This window comes from Streptomyces sp. NBC_00510 (assembly GCA_036013505.1).
Lineage (GTDB): Bacteria > Actinomycetota > Actinomycetes > Streptomycetales > Streptomycetaceae > Actinacidiphila.
Genome location: CP107851.1, coordinates 808,083 through 824,020 on the forward strand (window position 1 = coordinate 808,083; position 15,938 = coordinate 824,020).

At 73.4% G+C, this 15,938-nt stretch carries 15 protein-coding genes and 1 pseudogene; 5 read left to right on the plus strand and 11 right to left on the minus strand.

What is annotated here, in order from left to right; genetic code table 11:
- Window positions 1-5: 5 nt before the first annotated feature.
- Window positions 6-491 (minus strand): MarR family winged helix-turn-helix transcriptional regulator, encoded by a 486-nt coding sequence (locus OG937_03695; GenBank protein ID WUD70845.1) that lies wholly within the window; start codon window positions 489-491, stop codon window positions 6-8.
- 132 nt (window positions 492-623) lie between these two features.
- Here OG937_03695 and OG937_03700 point away from each other — a divergent pair, with 132 nt between their 5' ends.
- Window positions 624-1,130 carry a signal peptidase II gene (locus tag OG937_03700; protein ID WUD70846.1) on the plus strand — a complete coding sequence of 169 codons (507 nt, stop codon included), beginning with the start codon at window positions 624-626 and terminating at the stop codon, window positions 1,128-1,130.
- A gap of 39 nt (window positions 1,131-1,169) precedes the next feature.
- Here OG937_03700 and OG937_03705 read toward each other — a convergent pair whose 3' ends face one another.
- Window positions 1,170-1,535, minus strand: a complete 366-nt coding sequence (locus OG937_03705; protein ID WUD70847.1) for a helix-turn-helix transcriptional regulator — start codon at window positions 1,533-1,535, stop codon at window positions 1,170-1,172.
- A gap of 139 nt (window positions 1,536-1,674) precedes the next feature.
- On the opposite strand from OG937_03705, the pseudogene OG937_03710 reads away from it, so the two are divergent.
- Together OG937_03710 and OG937_03715 are read left to right on the plus strand one after the other, a co-directional pair.
- Window positions 1,675-2,136, plus strand: a pseudogene (locus tag OG937_03710) (alkene reductase).
- Between the two features lie 178 nt (window positions 2,137-2,314).
- A complete protein-coding gene (locus OG937_03715; protein ID WUD70848.1) occupies window positions 2,315-4,282 on the plus strand; it encodes an FUSC family protein in 1,968 nt (655 codons plus the stop codon).
- Here the strand turns inward: OG937_03715 and OG937_03720 are convergent.
- The 4 genes from OG937_03720 to OG937_03735 form a co-directional block, all read right to left on the minus strand.
- Window positions 4,262-5,950 carry an NAD(P)/FAD-dependent oxidoreductase gene (locus tag OG937_03720; GenBank protein ID WUD70849.1) on the minus strand — a complete coding sequence of 563 codons (1,689 nt, stop codon included), beginning with the start codon at window positions 5,948-5,950 and terminating at the stop codon, window positions 4,262-4,264. The two genes, OG937_03715 and OG937_03720, sit on opposite strands and share 21 nt — an antisense overlap.
- A 12-nt stretch (window positions 5,951-5,962) precedes the next feature.
- Complete coding sequence (locus tag OG937_03725) at window positions 5,963-8,086, minus strand: SpoIIE family protein phosphatase (GenBank protein WUD70850.1); 2,124 nt, start codon at window positions 8,084-8,086, stop codon at window positions 5,963-5,965.
- Between the two features lie 342 nt (window positions 8,087-8,428).
- Window positions 8,429-9,154: a nuclear transport factor 2 family protein gene (locus OG937_03730; protein ID WUD70851.1), complete on the minus strand. Its 726-nt coding sequence runs from the start codon at window positions 9,152-9,154 to the stop codon at window positions 8,429-8,431.
- 129 nt (window positions 9,155-9,283) lie between these two features.
- On the minus strand, window positions 9,284-10,006 hold the full coding sequence (locus OG937_03735; protein WUD70852.1) for an RNA polymerase subunit sigma: 723 nt from the start codon (window positions 10,004-10,006) through the stop codon (window positions 9,284-9,286).
- A gap of 290 nt (window positions 10,007-10,296) precedes the next feature.
- On the opposite strand from OG937_03735, the gene OG937_03740 reads away from it, so the two are divergent.
- Window positions 10,297-10,536, plus strand: coding sequence for an ECF-type sigma factor (locus OG937_03740; protein WUD78619.1), 240 nt, complete (start codon window positions 10,297-10,299; stop codon window positions 10,534-10,536).
- Here OG937_03740 and OG937_03745 read toward each other — a convergent pair.
- A complete protein-coding gene (locus OG937_03745; GenBank protein ID WUD78620.1) occupies window positions 10,472-10,924 on the minus strand; it encodes a cupin domain-containing protein in 453 nt (150 codons plus the stop codon). The genes OG937_03740 and OG937_03745 overlap by 65 nt on opposite strands.
- 231 nt (window positions 10,925-11,155) lie before the next feature.
- Between OG937_03745 and OG937_03750 the strand changes: the two genes are divergently transcribed.
- Window positions 11,156-11,629 (plus strand): glyoxalase, encoded by a 474-nt coding sequence (locus OG937_03750; GenBank protein WUD70853.1) that lies wholly within the window; start codon window positions 11,156-11,158, stop codon window positions 11,627-11,629.
- A 32-nt stretch (window positions 11,630-11,661) separates the two neighbouring features.
- Here the strand turns inward: OG937_03750 and OG937_03755 are convergent, their stop codons facing one another.
- The 4 genes from OG937_03755 to OG937_03770 form a co-directional block, all read right to left on the minus strand.
- The gene (locus tag OG937_03755; protein ID WUD70854.1) at window positions 11,662-13,836 is read right to left on the minus strand and encodes a SpoIIE family protein phosphatase; all 2,175 of its coding nucleotides are present in this window, start codon (window positions 13,834-13,836) and stop codon (window positions 11,662-11,664) included.
- A 54-nt stretch (window positions 13,837-13,890) separates the two neighbouring features.
- A complete protein-coding gene (locus tag OG937_03760) occupies window positions 13,891-14,349 on the minus strand; it encodes a carboxymuconolactone decarboxylase family protein (protein WUD70855.1) in 459 nt (152 codons plus the stop codon).
- 86 nt (window positions 14,350-14,435) lie between these two features.
- Window positions 14,436-15,317: an RNA polymerase sigma factor SigJ gene (gene sigJ, locus OG937_03765; GenBank protein ID WUD70856.1), complete on the minus strand. Its 882-nt coding sequence runs from the start codon at window positions 15,315-15,317 to the stop codon at window positions 14,436-14,438.
- A gap of 103 nt (window positions 15,318-15,420) precedes the next feature.
- The gene (locus OG937_03770) at window positions 15,421-15,906 is read right to left on the minus strand and encodes an Rrf2 family transcriptional regulator (GenBank protein ID WUD70857.1); all 486 of its coding nucleotides are present in this window, start codon (window positions 15,904-15,906) and stop codon (window positions 15,421-15,423) included.
- Window positions 15,907-15,938: the final 32 nt, after the last annotated feature.

Genomic DNA, 15,938 nt, shown 5'->3' on the forward strand with positions numbered 1-15,938 from the left:
CAGGCTTACGCCTCGCCGCCGTCGGGATAGGCGAACCGGGTCAGCAGGTCCTTCAACCGCTCGGTCTCACCGGGACCCAGTTCGGCGACCAGATGCTCGGCCAGGGGCACCGCCGCCACGTGGGCCGCGTCGAACAGCTCGACGCCCGCGGGCGTGATCTCCACCGCCCGCACCCTCCTGTCCCCCGGAACGGATTTGCGCACGGCGAGCCCCTTGCGCTCCAGGTCGTCCACGACCCGCATGATCCCCGCCTTGTCCGACCCGGTCGCCGCGGCCAGGTCCCGCTGCACCGTGGGTCCGCGGTCGACCAGCACCATCAGCACGGCGAAATGCCGCACCTCGATGCCGAGCGGCCGGAGCGCCTCCCCCATCACCGCGCCCGCGCGCCAGTGCGCGCGGCGCAGCAGCAGCCCCAGGGCGAACGGGGAGGTGTCCCCGGGTCGGTCGGTCGCACGCGGGGCGCTGGTTCCACGAGGGGCGTCGGCAGTCATGTACGCACATTACCAGCCATCTACTCGTTCGAGACCGTATCGAGTGATACCGAACCTCGCTCCGGGCGCCCGCCGCGCCACCGGAGGCTGCGCGTACGCTCGGTGCAGTCACCAGCGATCAGGAGGTGGGCGGTGCGGCGGGCGTATCTGCTGTGGACGGTTGCGGCGGCCGGATTCGCCGTGGACCAGGTCACGAAGGCGATCGCCGCGGTGGTCGTCGAGGGCCACGAACCCCGGCACGCCCTGGGTGGCACGGTGACCTTCACCGCCTTCCGGAACTCCGGGGCGGCCGGCTCCTTCGCTCCCCGCGCGACCCTGCTCTTCACCCTCGTGGCGGTCGTCGCGCTCGTGGCCATCGCGCGGGTCGCCGGCTCCGTACGCTCCACGGGCTGGGCGGTCGGCCTCGGGCTGATCTTCGCGGGTGCCGGCGGGAACCTCGCCGACCGCGTCTTCCGCACCCCCGGGTTCGGCCGGGGAGCCGTGCTGGACTTCATCCAGATCGGCGATTCCGGGATCTTCAACCTCGCCGATCAGTGCATCACGGCCGGCGCCGTGATCGTCCTCATCCAGGCCTTCCGCGGCGTCCCGCTGCGTGCCGCCGTCACGGGCGGCGTCGGGGGCCAGGCACTGGAGCGGTAGCGGCGACGGGGCGCGGCGCACGGTGTGCGCCGCGGCGCGTCACGCCGTCAGCCGGATCTCCTCGCCGGAGGGAGCCTCCTCGCCCTGCGGGGGAAGCCAGGACTCGGCCCACTTCGAGATCTCCCGGACGACCTCCTCCAGCGCGCGGCCCTTGTCGGTGAGGCGGTACTCGATGGTCACCGGGGTCGTCGGGAGTACGTGGCGTTCGATGACGCCTTCCTGCTCGAAGCGCTTGAGGCGGTCCGAGAGCAGCTTGTCGGTGATGTCGGGGATGGCGTCGCTGATCTGGCGGAAGTGCGTCGCGCCCCGGAGCAGCTCACGCAGGATCACCCCTGCCCACCGGCGGCCGATCATCTCGACGGCCAGGTGGTACCGGGGGCAGAAGTCGGGCTCGTAGCTGCTCATACCAGCAAGCTTACCAATGGATAGCGGCTTGCCGACAGGAGTGGGCTCTGTTAGCTTTCCCATGGCCAGCCGCTTTCTAATGGATAGCCCCTATCCCTCAGGGGTGGCGCATTCTCCACCGGACAAGGACAGACCTGAGATGACCGCACCGTTCGAGCCCATCACCGTCGGGGAAACCCGGGTCCCCCACCGGATCTTCATGTCGCCCATGACGCGCAACCGCGCGACCGTCGAGGGCGGACTGGCCACCGACGCCATGGTCGACTACTACGTGCAGCGGGCCGGGGCGGCCGCGCTGATCACCACCGAGGGCACCCAGCCCAGCCGGGTCGGCCAGGGCTACCTCGCGACCCCCGGCCTGCACAGCGACGAGCAGGTGGCCGCCTGGCGCACCCTGACCGACGCCGTGCACGCGGCGGGCGGCACGATCTTCGCCCAGATCATGCACGCCGGACGGATCGGCCACCGGGACCTGACGGGCCTGGTCCCGGTCGCGCCCTCCGCCGTACAGGCGCCCGGCGTCACGTACACCGCCGAGGGACCCAAGGAGCACGACGTCCCGCGCGAACTGACCGACGCGGAGATCCTCGGGACCATCGCCGGTGTAGCCCCGCCCGTCGCCGCCGTAGACCCCGCCCGCGTGCCGCCCCACGGGCGGCCCGCCGCAGCCGGACGCGCCGGGCGGCTCCCTCCCCGGGACACGCCGGGCGCTCTGGTAGGACTCGTCCCACGGCGCGGGCGGGGCACGGGTTCCATCGCCGTCCGGACGTTCGGAGGCCATGAGGTTGCCCCACTTCCCAGCTCGCCGTGCCGGTGGCCTCCTGCACGAGGCCCTGCGCTCCGGCGGCGGGCCCGGCTACCGGTACGCCGCCGGGCTGCGCGCCGCGGTGAGCATGGGCATCCCCCTGACCGCCGGGGCCGCCACGGGCCACCTGCCGTGGGGGCTGACCGCCACCATGGGTGCCTTCACCGCCGTCTACGGTGCGAAGGAGCCCTACGGCAGGCGGGCGGTGCTCCTGGCCGGGGTGGGGGCGGGCTTCGTGCTGTCCGTCGCCGCCGGGTCGCTGGCCGGGGGCAGGATCTGGCTCGCGCCCGTCGTGATCGGCCTCGTCGGCGCGGTCGCCACCTACGTCTGCGACGCGCTGCGGATCGGGCCACCGGGTGGCTACCTCTTCGCCCTCGCCTGCGCCATGTCCACCCCTCTGCCCGTCGACGCGGCGGCGATCGGGCAGCGGGTCACGCTGACCGTGGCCGGTGCCGCCTGCGCCTGGCTGGTCTCGATGTCGGGATGCCTGATCGACCGCCACGGGCCGGAGACCAGGGCGGTCGCCGACGCCTACGACCAGCTCGCCGCCTACCTCGACGCGATCGGCGGCCCCCGCCAGGACGCCGCCCAGCACCAGGCGGCCATCGCACTGCGCAGCGCCTGGTACGCCGTCGCGGCCCCACCCCAGCCCCTGGGCCGGGCGACCGGCCGGGCACGGCTGCGACCGGCCGTGCGGCAGGCCCACCACGTGTTCGCCGCCGCCGTCCGCGCCGCCGCCGCATCCCCTGCGCCGCTCCCCGACGACCTCGCCGGGGCGCTGCGCCGCACCGCCGACTGCCTCCGCCACCGGCGTACGCCCCTGCCACCCCCGGCCCACGGGCCCGGCGGGGAGCCGGCCGCGCGTCGCGTCGTGCGCGGCGAGGTCGACCGGGCGGTACGCGATGCCGCGTCGGGGGCGCCGCCGGACGACGAGGGGGAACTCCTCGAACCGTCCAGCGCCACACGGCTGCTCGCCTCGGCCAGGAAACGGCACTCGCTGGTCCTGCCCGCCGCGCTGCGCGTCGGATCGGGCGCCGTCATCGCCGGCTGGCTCGCCCACGCGTGCGGACTCGCGCAGCCCTACTGGGCCTCCGGCGCCGCCATCGTCGTCCTGCAGGGCGCCAACGTCACCACCGTGATCCGGCGCGGTCTGCAACGCGGCACCGGCACCGCCGCCGGGGTCCTGCTCGGCGGCGCCGTCCTGGCCTTCCACCCCGGCCCGCCCGCGCTGGTGGCGGCAGTGATGCTGGCCCAGTTCGCCGCGGAAGCCGTCCTGGCCCACAACTACGCCCTCGGCGTCGCCTTCATCACCCCCCTGTCGCTGTTCCTGACCGAGGCCGCGCAGCCGGCGCTGCCCGTGAGCCACCTCGTGACCGCCCGCCTCCTCGACACCGTGTGCGGCTGTGCCGTCGGCGTGGCCGCGGGACTCACGCTCTGGCGGCGCACCTCGACCGTCCGGCTCCCGAGCGCCCTCGCCCAGGTCATCCGTGCGGAAGGCACGGCCTGGCACCTGAACCTCACCGCCGGCGACGCCGCCGGGCACAGCGCCGCCGCCACGGCCCGGCACCGTCTGCGCACCGACCTGATCAACCTCCGGGCGGTCGCCGACAGCGCCGCCGGCGACCGCCCCGCCCCCTGCGAACTCGCCCGGCTCTGGCCCGCGATCGCCGCCACCCAGCAACTCGGCTACCTGGCCATCTCCACCACCCGCCCGCTGCCCCCGAAGGCGCGGCCCGGCCCCGACGACGCCGCCCGCGTCCGGCGTGCCTTCGACACCCTCGCCACCTCGGCCGCCACCGTCACCCCGCCCCCGCCCCTCGACCTGCCCCGCCTTCCGGCGCCCGACCGCCTGGACGCCGCTCTGCACGGCCTCCACAGCGCCCTGAGCACACCGCAGGCCGAGGAATGCGGCTGCCGGCCGCTACGGCGCGGGCACCGCTGAACCCGCCCGGGCCCGGCGGTGTCCCCTCCGCCGCCGGGCGTCCTTCAGTACCCGACGGGCGGCGAGCAGGCCCGACGTGGCGTTGTTCCCCGCGCCCGGCCAGGTCGCGGCACCGGTCAGGTACAGGCCGGGGACCGCCGTGCGGTAGCCGCCGTGCCCGGGCATCGGCCGGAACAGGAAGTTCTGCGCCAGGTGGTGGCTGCCCCCGGTGCTGTCCCCGCCCACCAGGTTGGGATCGGCCGCTTCCAGGTCCTGCGGGGTGTACGCGGTGACGTGGGCGATCCGCGCCCGGGTGCCGGGCGCGTAGCGCTCCAGCTTGGCCAGTACCCGGTCCGTCATCGCCTCGGCGACGTCCGGCCAGTGGGTCTGCCCGATCGTGCCCGCCGCGTCACCACGGATGCGGGTGGGCATCGTCCGGACCTGGATCCACACCACGTGGCGGCCCGCGGGGGCGCGTGTCGGATCCACGGCCGAGGTCTGCCCGACGATCAGCAGCGGGTCCGCGGGCAGCAGCCCCGCCTGGGACTCGGTGTAGGTGCGCGCCAGGTCGTCGACGTACGGCGCCACATGGACGTACCCGAAACCGGCCAGCTCCTCCCCCGCCGCCCACGGCAGCGGGCCGTCGAGCGCGAGGTGCAGCATCAGCGTGCCCGGGCCGTACAGGAAGCGGTCCGCCGTACGGCGCACCTGCTCCGGCACCTCCTCCGGTTCCAGCAGGTGCCGGTACAGCGCGGTTGGAGCGGTGTTGGCGATCACCGCGCGCCGCGCGGTGATCGTGCCGCCGTCCGCCGTGCGCGCGCCGACGGCACGTCCGTCACGGCACAGCACGCGCTCGACCTCCACACCGGTGCGGACCTCGCCGCCGTGGTCGGCGAGTACGGCGGCGAGCGCCTGCGGCAGCCGCTGCGCGCCGCCCTCGACGACCGACATGCCGTTCTCCATGTCCGCGAAGAGTTCCAGGAGGGGGAACATCGCCCCTCCGGACACGTCGGGGGCGAAGTCCAGGTGCATGCCCCAGCAGGCTGCCATCGCCTGCGCCTCGCGTGTGGCGAACCAGACCTCGCCCAGCTCCCGGGTGCTCATGAGCAGCGTGTGCGCGAGGTCGCCCGCGCCCCGCACGCCGTGGTGGCGCAGCAGGCTCAGCACCTGGCGTGCCGCCGACCGCGACGGCAACGCGGATCCGTAGAGCGCGAACAGGTACGGCGCGAACCGCTGGTACTCGCGGTACAGGCCGGCGAAGCCGTCGGCGTCCCCGGCGTCGTGGGCCGCGAGCTCCTCCATCGTGCGCGCGTAGTCGCCGTACACCCGGACGCTGCGGCCCTCGGGGAAGACGTTGGCGTAGGGGCGGTCCGTGGTGCGGAACCGCAGCCCGTGGTGCGCCAGTTCGGCGCCGAAGTCGGCGTACGCCCGGGAGCCGAGGAAGAGGTTCTGGTTGGTGGAGTACAGGTCGTGCACGAACCCGGGCAGCGTCACCTCGCCACCGGCGATCGCACCGCCCACGGCGGCGTTGCGCTCCAGCACGGCCACCGACCACCCCGCCCGCGCCAGGTACAGGGCCGCCACCAGGCCGTTGTGGCCGCCGCCGACGACGACCGCGTCGTACGCGCGGGAGTCGGCGGCCGTCATCGCCCCGCCCTCCCCGTGCCGCGTGTCCTCCCGCTTCGCCAAGGGGTCATGGGACTATCCTCCGTTCGCCGGTGAGGGGGCGACGATCAGCAGTGCCGTGTCGTCCGTACCGGGGGCGGTCCGCAGGGCGTGTTCGAGGAGACTGTCCGCGACGGCGTCCACGCCCTGGTCGGCCGCCGCCACCAGGTGCCGCACCAGGTCGGCCGCGGCCAATTCGGCGTCGACGCCAGGGGATTCGACGAGGCCGTCGGTGTACATCGCCAGCATCGTGCCCGGGGGCAGGGGGATCTCCGTGGTGGGGTAGTCGCCGTCCGGTGCGATGCCCAGCAGCAGGCCCGGCGTGAGGCCGAGGATCCCCGCGCGGCCGTCGGGATGGCGGATCAGGGGCGGGGGGTGACCGGCGGTGGCCAGCCGGGCGACGTGCCGCCGCAGGTCGATGTGGGCGAACAGGCAGCTGGTGAACAGACCCGGGTCCAGGTCGGACAGCAGGCGGTTGGTCCGGGCCAGCAGGTCGCCGGGGGAGGAGTGGGCGGTGGCGTAGGCGTGGACGGCGATGCGGACCTGCCCCATCAGGGCGGCGGCCTGCAGGTTGTGGCCCTGGACGTCGCCGATGGTGACGGCCGCGCAGTGGGGTCCGCAGTGGATGAGGTCGTAGAAGTCACCGCCGATGTCGCTCCCGTGGCCGGCCGGCAGGTAGCGGGCGGCGACGTCGAGACCGGGTACCCGGGGCAGTTCCTTGGGCAGCAGGCCGGCCTGCAGGGTGCGGGCGAGTTGGTGCTTGGTGTCGTAGAGGTGGGCGCGGTCCATGGCCTGTGCGATGAGCCCGGCCAGTGCGACGAGGACGGTGCGCTCGGACTGCGGGAAGGGCCGGGGCCTGTCGTAGGACAGGACGAGGAGCCCGACGGGGCGGCCCGAGGTGATCAACGGCAGGAAGGCCCAGGCGTCCCTGTGCCGGAAGCGCAGGGCCTCCGGGTGGGCGCGGTGCAGTTCGGCGAAGCTGGAGAAGAACAGCGGGGTGGCGCGGGTGAGGGCCTGGGCGGTGACGATGCCGGAGGTCAGGGGCGTTCCGTCGACGCGGGCCATGAACTCGTCGGTGTAGCCGCGGTAGCCGGCCAGGCGCAGGCGCCCGCCCTCGGCGAGGAGCACGACCAGGCCCTGGGCCTCGAACGCCGGGATGAGCTGGTCGGCGACCTGGTCGACCACGTCCTGCACGCCCACCGCCTCGGTGAGCCTCGCGGCCAGGTACATCAACTGGTACATGGCCGACGCGCCGACCGGCCCACGGACGCCGGCAGGGACCACGGGCTCCTCCGCCGCGTCCATCTGCTCCCGCGGTGAGCCGGCGATGCCGACGCTGATCCCGGTGGGTCCCGGGTGGAGCCGGAAGGACAGCCACTGGTCCGGTGGGCGCAGGGCGGTGAACGAGGTGGGCTGCTTGGTGATGACGGCGGCACGGTACGCGTCCTCGAACGCCGGGCCGTCCAGCCAGAACAGCCGTTCCCACGGGCGTGAGCCCTTCAGGTCCGCCGCACCGACGCCCAGCAGGTCGGCCGCCGCCGCGTTGAGGAACCTGACCCGGCCCTCCATGTCCAGCGAACAGCACCCGGTCGGCAGCCGTTCGGCGAAGTCGTACGCCGCCAGCGCCTCGGCCCGGCCGGGCTCCCGACACCGCACCGCCCGCAGGATCAGCGCGTCCGCGCCCGCCAGGACGGGGTGGCCCCGGTCCGAGTAGTGCCTCAGCAGCCGCCCCGACCTGCCGCAGAAGATGCCGATCGTGTCCCGCTCCCCGGGGCTCAGGACCGGCGCGTGCCAGATAGGCCACAGCAGGCACACGCCGCCCCACATCACGTCGCCGTCCATGATCGGCGCCGCCGCCAGCATGATCTCGTAGGGCGCCACCAGTGCGACCCGGGGAAAGCGTTCCGCCAGCTCCTTGGAGTTCCCCACCCACACCAGCGACCGCTCCCGCACGGCCTGCGCCACCGGCGCCGCGTCGTCCAGGGCGATCCGCGCCCAGGGGGCGGCGATCCGCCGGGACGTGCCGGACAACGCCACCAGGTCCAGCATCCGCTCCCCCGGCGCGAGCACGTAGAGCATGCCCACCGCGGTGTCGGTGTCCCGGACGAGACCCTCGAACAGGCCGGCGAAGCGCCGCATGCCGCCTGTCAACGGTTTCACGTCATGCCGGGTCACCGCGTTCGCCCCCGTCGCCGTCGTGCCGGGACGCGCGGGCAGGCCATCGGCGGTACCGGACCCGCCGAGCCGTCCGTCCGTGCCGCAGAGCCCCGCGGCCCCAACACCGCTCTGGTCCCATAAACGGACCATACGCCCCAAGGGGCACTACGGCATCCACGGCGCCGGTCACGGTGCGCAGACCCACGGGGGCAGGCCGTGTCCGCCAGGAGAGCCGGCACCCGTCGCCGTGCGGGCGGGTCGGACGGGCCGGACGGGACTGCCGGCTCCGCGCACGCCCGCACCCTGCGTGCGCGGAACCTTCCACGGGCTGGTGCCGGACCGCCGCTACCGCATGCCCTCGGTGACGACGTCCATGTCGGCGCTGAAGATGACGACCTTCTCGATCAGGTCCCCGTCGAGCTGGAGGATCTCCGATCCCAGTGCCGACTTGCCGCCCGGGAAGCCGAAGTCCCAGGCCCAGTGGATGAATTCCCGGTTCTGGGAGTGACCCGTGATGAGGCCGCTCAGCGGCGGCGCCTGGCGCTGCACGGCGGTGATGTACGCGTTGATGGCGTCCCGTCCCACGATGACCTGGTCGGGCTCCATGATCGTGATGTCCTCGGTGTAGATGCCCTCCATCGCCTCGGCCCGCCCGGCCGGGTCCGGAGTCATCCAGACCTCCAGGTGCTTGGCTATGAGCACGCGGGCGCGGTCCGACCCGGCGGTCAGCGTCCGGTGGAGCCGGGAGACCCGCCCGTCCGGGTCCAGGGAGACCGAGACCCGTCCGCTGCCGGAGCGACCGTTGCCCTGGAGGTCCAGTCCGGCCTGGCTCCACGTGCCCGTGATGGAGCCGTCGGCCGCCACGGAAGCCGTCCACTGGTGCGTGGACTCCTTCCACTCGGCAGCCAGCGTCCGGTGGAGGTCGACGGCCGGCTCGCGGCCCTGGACCATGTCCCCGCTGTGCATCAGCACCACGTCCTCGGCGAAGACGTCCCTGAGGTCGTCCAGGTGGGAGTGGCCGCCGTCGGCGGAGTCCACGATCTCGAAATAGCGGTCGAGCATCGTCGTCACGCTTGAATTCCATTCTGTCTGCACGTGTCGGTGGCGCCGCACTGCAGGAGGGGCGCCCGGGGGCGGTGGCGCATCGTCGCGATCACGTTCCCGTCAGGGAGACGACACGGCCCGCACCTACGTGACAGATCAGGCGCCCGGACCTCGCTCCGGGTGCTGGTTCCACCGGCGCAGCTTCTCCGGGTTGAGCACGGCCCAGACGTGTGCCACGCGGCGGTCGGTGACGTCGAGGCTGATGACCGCGGCCACGGTGTGGTCGCAGCGCACCACGAGTCCGGTACGGCTGTTCACGGATTGGGCGGTCAGGGTGGTGCGCGGGTGGGGGCCCAGCAGCGTCAGCAGGCTGCGGGTGACCTGCTCGCCGCCGTGCACGGATCGGACCAGTGTCCGGACCTTGCCGCCGCCGTCGAAGACGGCGATGGCATCGGGTGACAGCGCGGACGCCAGCAGCCCGGCGTCGCCCGCCGCGCAGGCTTCCCCGACGGCGCGGACGGCCGCGTCGTGCTCCAGCGGGGCCGACGGACCGGAGCGCTGTGCCTGCAGCCGGCGACGCGCGATGGCGGTGAGTTCCTCGTACCCCGCCTCCGGGCCGTGGTGCCGGGGGCCGCGGTGCCCGTCGGGCGTGACCGGGTCGCCCAAGCAGATGCCGCCCGCGGTCGTCGACAGCCAGGCACGGGGCGACGTGATGGCCGCGCGCTCCGCGTCGGACAGCGCGTACCACCGGCGATAGGTCTCGTCGATCACGCTCTCCGCATCGCTGCGGCTGCCCGACATCCGGTGGGCGACATCCAGCAGATGCCGGCGCTCGTCGAGCAGCACCGCGATCGGCACCGCGTCGCTGGCCACGTCCATACGGCATCCTCCCTCTCGTACAAGACCACACAACGCGGACGCACGCAGCAACCTCGTCGAAGTTCGAGGGCGTGTGGGAGTGGTCCGCGAGGCGGGTGTCTTCCCGGGCCTCGTCAGGGAGACGAGGTGGCCCGTACGGGTGTGACAGCTCGACGGAGCCGTCACAACCCTGCCGGCCGTCTCGTCTCCCTGGCGTGAAACCGAGGACGGGCCCACCGCCCGAGGAGAGTAGCTGGACGGAGTTCGAGGAGTTCGTGGCCCATTGCGGGCCGTGACTGCTGCGCCTGGCGCTGCGGCACCTGCCGGCACGGCAGCGGGCCGTGATCGCGCTGCGCTACCTGGAGGGCCTCGGCGTCGAGGAGACGGCGGCACTGCTGAACTGCTCCACCGGGAGGGTCGAACGCCGGACGGCCACGGCACTCCGGGCGTTGCGCGCCGCCCTCCCGGATGCCCTGCCCCCGTGCGTCAGGACGGTCGCGGTGCGCGGCGGTCCCGGCGGCCGGCCAGTTCCCGGTCGTCGACGAACGTGAGCATGGGCTTGCCCTTCTCGCAGAGCATCACCACGACGAACCGGAGCGGTTGGCCGTCCTGGTTGTTGCCGTCCTGGTAGTGGATGACGTCGCCGCCGGGCTCCCAGAACGACTCGCCTGCCCGCACGACGCGCTCGGGCTCGCCCTCCAGCTCGAAGAGCATCTCGCCTTCGATGACGTAGCCGAACGCGGGACCGGTGTGCCGGTGCGGGGGGATCCCCGGATAGCCGGGCGGATACTGCACGAGCAGCGTCATCGCCTGGGGGTGTTCGGGGACGAAGGGCGGTTCCTGTTCCAGCAGCGTGGTGATGCACGATTCCCAGGGGACCTGGTCCGCGGCAGCCCCGGAGCGGCCCTGTTCCGGCCCGCTGGTGTCGTTGTTCGGCATGGTCACTGACCTCACGATGGAGAAGCGCGCCGTGGACATCGGCAGCTCAGGGCCCCCTTCCACGCTACTGCTCAGCCGGACGCCGCGCTCAGCACGTCGCGCCCGACGGAGCCGTCACACCGGTGGGGGCCGCCTCGTATCCCTGATGACGAACCGGGAGCGGGGGCCGACGACGCCGTCGGCGTTCCTGACGGACCCGCCCCCCTGCCGCGAAGTGAAGGACACCATCCCATGAACCTGAAGCTCGAACTTGTCGTGCTGCCCGTCTCGGACGTCGACCGGGCCAAGGCCTTCTACGAGGCGGCCGGTTTCCGCCCGGACGTCGACAAGGCCGCCGGTGACGAGTGGCGCGCGGTGCACCTCACGCCGCCCGGCTCCGAGTGCTCCATCATGTTCGGCAAGGGGCTCACCTCCGCGGCGCCGGGCTCCGCGCAGGGCATGTACCTGGTCGTCCCCGATGTCGAGAAGGCGCGTGCGGAACTCATCGGGCGCGGCGTCGAGGTGAGCGAGGTATTCCACGACGCCGGAGGTCTCGTCTTCCACGGTCACGGCGGCGGAGAGGTCACGCACGACCTCGCGGGGCAGGGACGGTCTGCGGGCCGGCACCCGGACGGTGCCTCGTACGGTTCCTTCGCCACCTTCAGCGACCCGGACGGCAACGGCTGGGTGCTCCAGGAGGTCACGCAGCGGTTCCCCGGCCGCTGACGCTCCGTCACCCAACACGTGTGGCCCATGTGTTACGCGGAGGCGACGGACCTGATGAGCAGCAGCGCGATGTCGTCGGTGCGGGGGGCGGTCCGGCGCGCGTGGTCGATCAGGTCCGTGGCGAGCCGGTCCATGGGCTGGGGGGCGGTGCGGGCGAGGCGGGCGGCGAGCCCGGCCATGGCGTCGTCGATGTCGACCCCGGGGGTCTCGACGAGTCCGTCGGTGTACAGGGCGAGGACGGTGCCGGGCTCCAGGGGGATCTCGGTGGTGGGGTAGTCCGCCTCGGGGTCGATGCCGAGCAGCACCCCCGGCGGAACGGTGAGGACCTCCGTGTGCCCGTCCGGGTGGCGCAGCACCGGCGGTGGATGGCCGGCGGTGGCCAGGAGGGCCCGGCGTCGCGCGAGGTCGAGCCGGGCGTAGAGGCAGCTGACGAAGCGGCCGGGGTTCAGGTCGAACAACTGGCGGTTGGCCTGGCGGAGGGCCTGCGCCGGTGCGGCCCCGGCGAAGGCCTGGGAGCGGATGGCGGGCCGGATCCGGCCCATGAGGGCCGCCGCCCTGACGTGGTGGCCCTGGACGTCGCCGATGACCGCGGCCGCGGTGGTGTCGTCGACCCGGACCAGGTCGTAGAAGTCGCCGCCGATGTCCATGCCCCGGACGCTGGGCAGGTAGCGGGCGGCGACGTCGAGTCCGGGGATGTCCGGCAGCGAGTCGGGGAGCATGGCCGCCTGCAGGGTCTCCGCGAGCTCCTTGACGGTGTCGTAGAGGCGGGCACGCTCCAGCGCCTGGGCGATCAGCCCCGCGAGTGCGGTCAGCACGGTCCGCTGGTTGCCGGAGAAGTGGTGGGGCCGGTCGAAGGCGAGGACGCACAGGCCCACGGGCCGGCCGGAGGCGATCAGCGGCAGGTAGGCCCAGGCGTCCAGGCCCTCACGGCGGGGGGCGCGCGGATAGGCGCCGAGCATCTCCTCGAAGGTGGCGAAGAAGGCCGGCGCGCCTTCGGCGAGGGTCCCGAGCGCGGCCGGGGAGGTGAGCGCCGCGCCGGTGAACATCTCCGCGGGACAGGGGTTGTAGCCCCGGCAGCCGACGAACCGCAGGGCGCCGTCCACGGGCGAGAACAGGGCCAGGGCCAGGGTCCGGGCGTGGAAGGTCGGCAGCATCTCGTCCGCGACGAGGTCGACCACGTCGCCCACGCCGACGGCCTCGGAGAGGGCGGCGGCCAGGTGCAGCACCTGGTAGAGCTCGCCCAGGGCGATCGGCGCGCCGCGGGGCGCCGGCGTGCCGGGGCGCGTCGCGTTCCGGACGCGGTCGGGACCGTAGCGCACGATGCGGACGCTCACCCCGGAGGCGTCGGGGTAGAGCTCGAAGGCGAGCCGCCGGTCCGGCGGGACCGTCGCCGTGAAGGATTCCGGCTGCCGGCTGACCACGGCCGCCCGGAAGCGGTCCTCGAAGGCGGGATCGGTGGACCAGGACAGGGCCTGCCAGGGGCGTCTGCCGAGGAGACCGGGGACGGTCCCGCCCAGCAGACGGGCCGCGGTGGCGTTCAGGTAGGTGAATCTGCCCTCGAGGTCGAGGGTGCAGCTGCCTCCCGGCAGGCGTTCGGCGAAGTGTGCCGCGGCCTGTGCCTCGGACGGCTCCCACTTCTGCGCGGGCGGCTGGGACAGGGTCCGCGGGGACGCCGCGGGAGTGACCGGGTGCCCGGCGTCCGCGGCGTCCCGCAGGAACCGCCCCAGGCGCCGGCAGGCGGCGCCGACCCGCTCGTGGCTGGGTCCGGCGAGCTCGGCGGCGTCGCAGCAGGGCCAGAACAGCAGGAGCGCCCCCCATGCCTCGGAGCCGTCGAGGACCGGTGCCGCGGCCACCGCGAAGTGGTACGGCAGGGCGATCGCCGTGCGGGGGTAACGACGGGCGAGTTCCTGGGGCTTGCTGAGCCACACCAGCCGCCTCTCGCGCGCCGCGTCGGACACCGGGACGTGGGCGGACAGGGCCACCCCGAACCAGGGTGCGAGGTACTCCGCCGGCATCCCCATGGTCGCTTCGAGCCGCAGCGACCGTCCCTCGGGGCTCAGCAGGAACAGCGCGCCCGCGTGGGCGCCGGTGTCCCGCGCGGCGAGCTCCAGCAGCCGGTCCAGTTCCGCCCGGCACGTCGGCCCGGCGGCGTCGGCAGCGGTGCTCGCGTACGCCTGAGCAGCACCGTCGTCCGGTGTAGCGCTCATGGCTCAACCGTACGTCCGGACCGGCCGGCCCCGCCCGGGACGCCGGCCGGCGGCTCAGCCGGCGACCCGGTAGCGGCTGGTGATCGCGACGCGGTTGAACGCGTTCATCAGCGTCGCCAGCCAGGCGACCGCCGAGACCTGGTCGGCGGTGAGCACGGCCGCGGCCGCTTCGTAGTCCGCGTCGCTCGCGTGCCCCTCCGGCACGCGGGTGATCGCCTCCGTCAGGCGCAGGGCGGCGCGGTCGGTCCCGGAGAAGTAGCCGGCTTCCTCCCACGCGGGCAGCACGGCGATCCGGTCCGGGTTCTCGCCCTTCTTCAGGGCGTCGCGCGTGTGCATCCGCAGGCAGAACGCACAGCCGTTGATCTGGGACGTGCGGATCTTCAGCAGTTCGACCAGGAGCGGGTCGAGGCCTGCCGCGGCGGCGCTCCCCTCCACCGCCGTGGACAGGGCGAGGAGCGCCTGGTAGTTATCCGGGTGCTGCTTTCCGATGTTGACGCGCTGCTGCTCGGTCATGGATGTCCCTCCGGGTGTCGTCTGCCGGGTAAGCCTTGTCGAAGGTCCGCCGTCACGCACGGCGGCGTTCCGTCCGGTGGGACGGGTCAGACGTGTGCGATCTTCGCCGGGTTGAGGACCCTGCGGTAGGCGGTGATCAGGCCGTCCTCGATCTCCACCGTGTCGACGGAGAAGACGCGGCCTGCGCGGCGGTGCAGGAGCGCGGGTTCGCCGCCGACCTCGACGAGGTCGACGCGGTCCGGACGCCACCGGAGCCACACCCCCACCATCAGCTTCGCGATGCGCGTGCCGCCGTGGACCAGCTTGCGTGCCGTGAAGACCTCGCCGCCGCCGTCCGTGACGTACACGGCCTCCGGGTGGAGGAGCCGCACCAGCCCGGCCATGTCCCCGGCCTCGTACGCGGCGCGGAACGCGGCGAGCAGCCGTTCCCGCTCCGCCCGGGACGCCTGCGGCGTCGACTGCCTGGCCTTGACCACCTTGCGCCGCGCCCGCGAGGCGAGCTGGCGGGCGGCCGGTGCGGAGGCGTCCAGCACGTCCGCGATCCGGCCGAACTCGAGGCCGAAGACGTCGTGGAGGATGAAGGCCACACGCTCCGGCGGGCTCAGTTCCTCCATGACGAGCAGCATCGCCGACCCGACGGACTCGTCGACGAGCACCGCCTCCGACGCGTCAGGACCCGTCAGCAACGGCGCGGGCAGCCACGGCCCCACATAGGTCTCCCGGCGGGCGCGCGCGGACTTCAGGACGTCGTACGACCGTCGGGCGGCGACCGTGACCAGCCAGGCCCGCAGATCGCCGATGCCGCGCAGATCCGCTCCGGCCGCCCGCAGCCACACGTCCTGGGTGATGTCCTCGGCGTCGGCCACGCTTCCCAGCAGACGGTACGCCACCCCGAAGACGGCGGGCCGGTGCGTCTCCCACTCGGCCTCGAGCACCTCGGGCGACCTGGGCATACGCGTGAGACTCATGCTGGCGTGACCTCCTTCGCCCCCACATCCGGCAAAATCGAGATGTTTTTCATCCTGAATGAAGTTCCTCGGGAGCGAGGGGCGCCCGGTACGGGAAGCGGGCTCAGTCGCGCCCGAGCCCTCCGCGTACGTACGACCCCACCGCGGGAGCGTGCGCTTCGGCCTCCGCCCGCACGTCGGCGAGACTCTGCTCGGCCAGCGCCTTCCGCCAGGCCAGCTCGGCCCGCCCCATGGCGCTGTTCACCGCGCAGGGGCGGCGGAAACCGCCCGCCGGCACCCGCTCGCCGATCGTGCCGCAGCGGCGGATCTCGGCGCAGCGGAACAGGGGGTCGTCCCCCTCTACGGCGAGGACCACGTCCAGCATCGACACCGCCTCCAGCGGGCGGGCCAGCCGGAAGCCGCCCCGAGCACCCGGCACGGATTCCAGCAGCCCCGCCCTGACGAGCTGCTGGAGCTGCTTGTTCAGGTAGGACGCCGACAGATCGTGACCGGCGGCCAGCTGCGCGGTCGGGACCGGCTCGCCGTCCCCGAGCCACGCGAGGTTGAGCAGTGTGTGCACCGCCCACTCGACGCCCTTACCCGTTCGCATATCTGGATAATAAACATCCAGATATCGCCCGT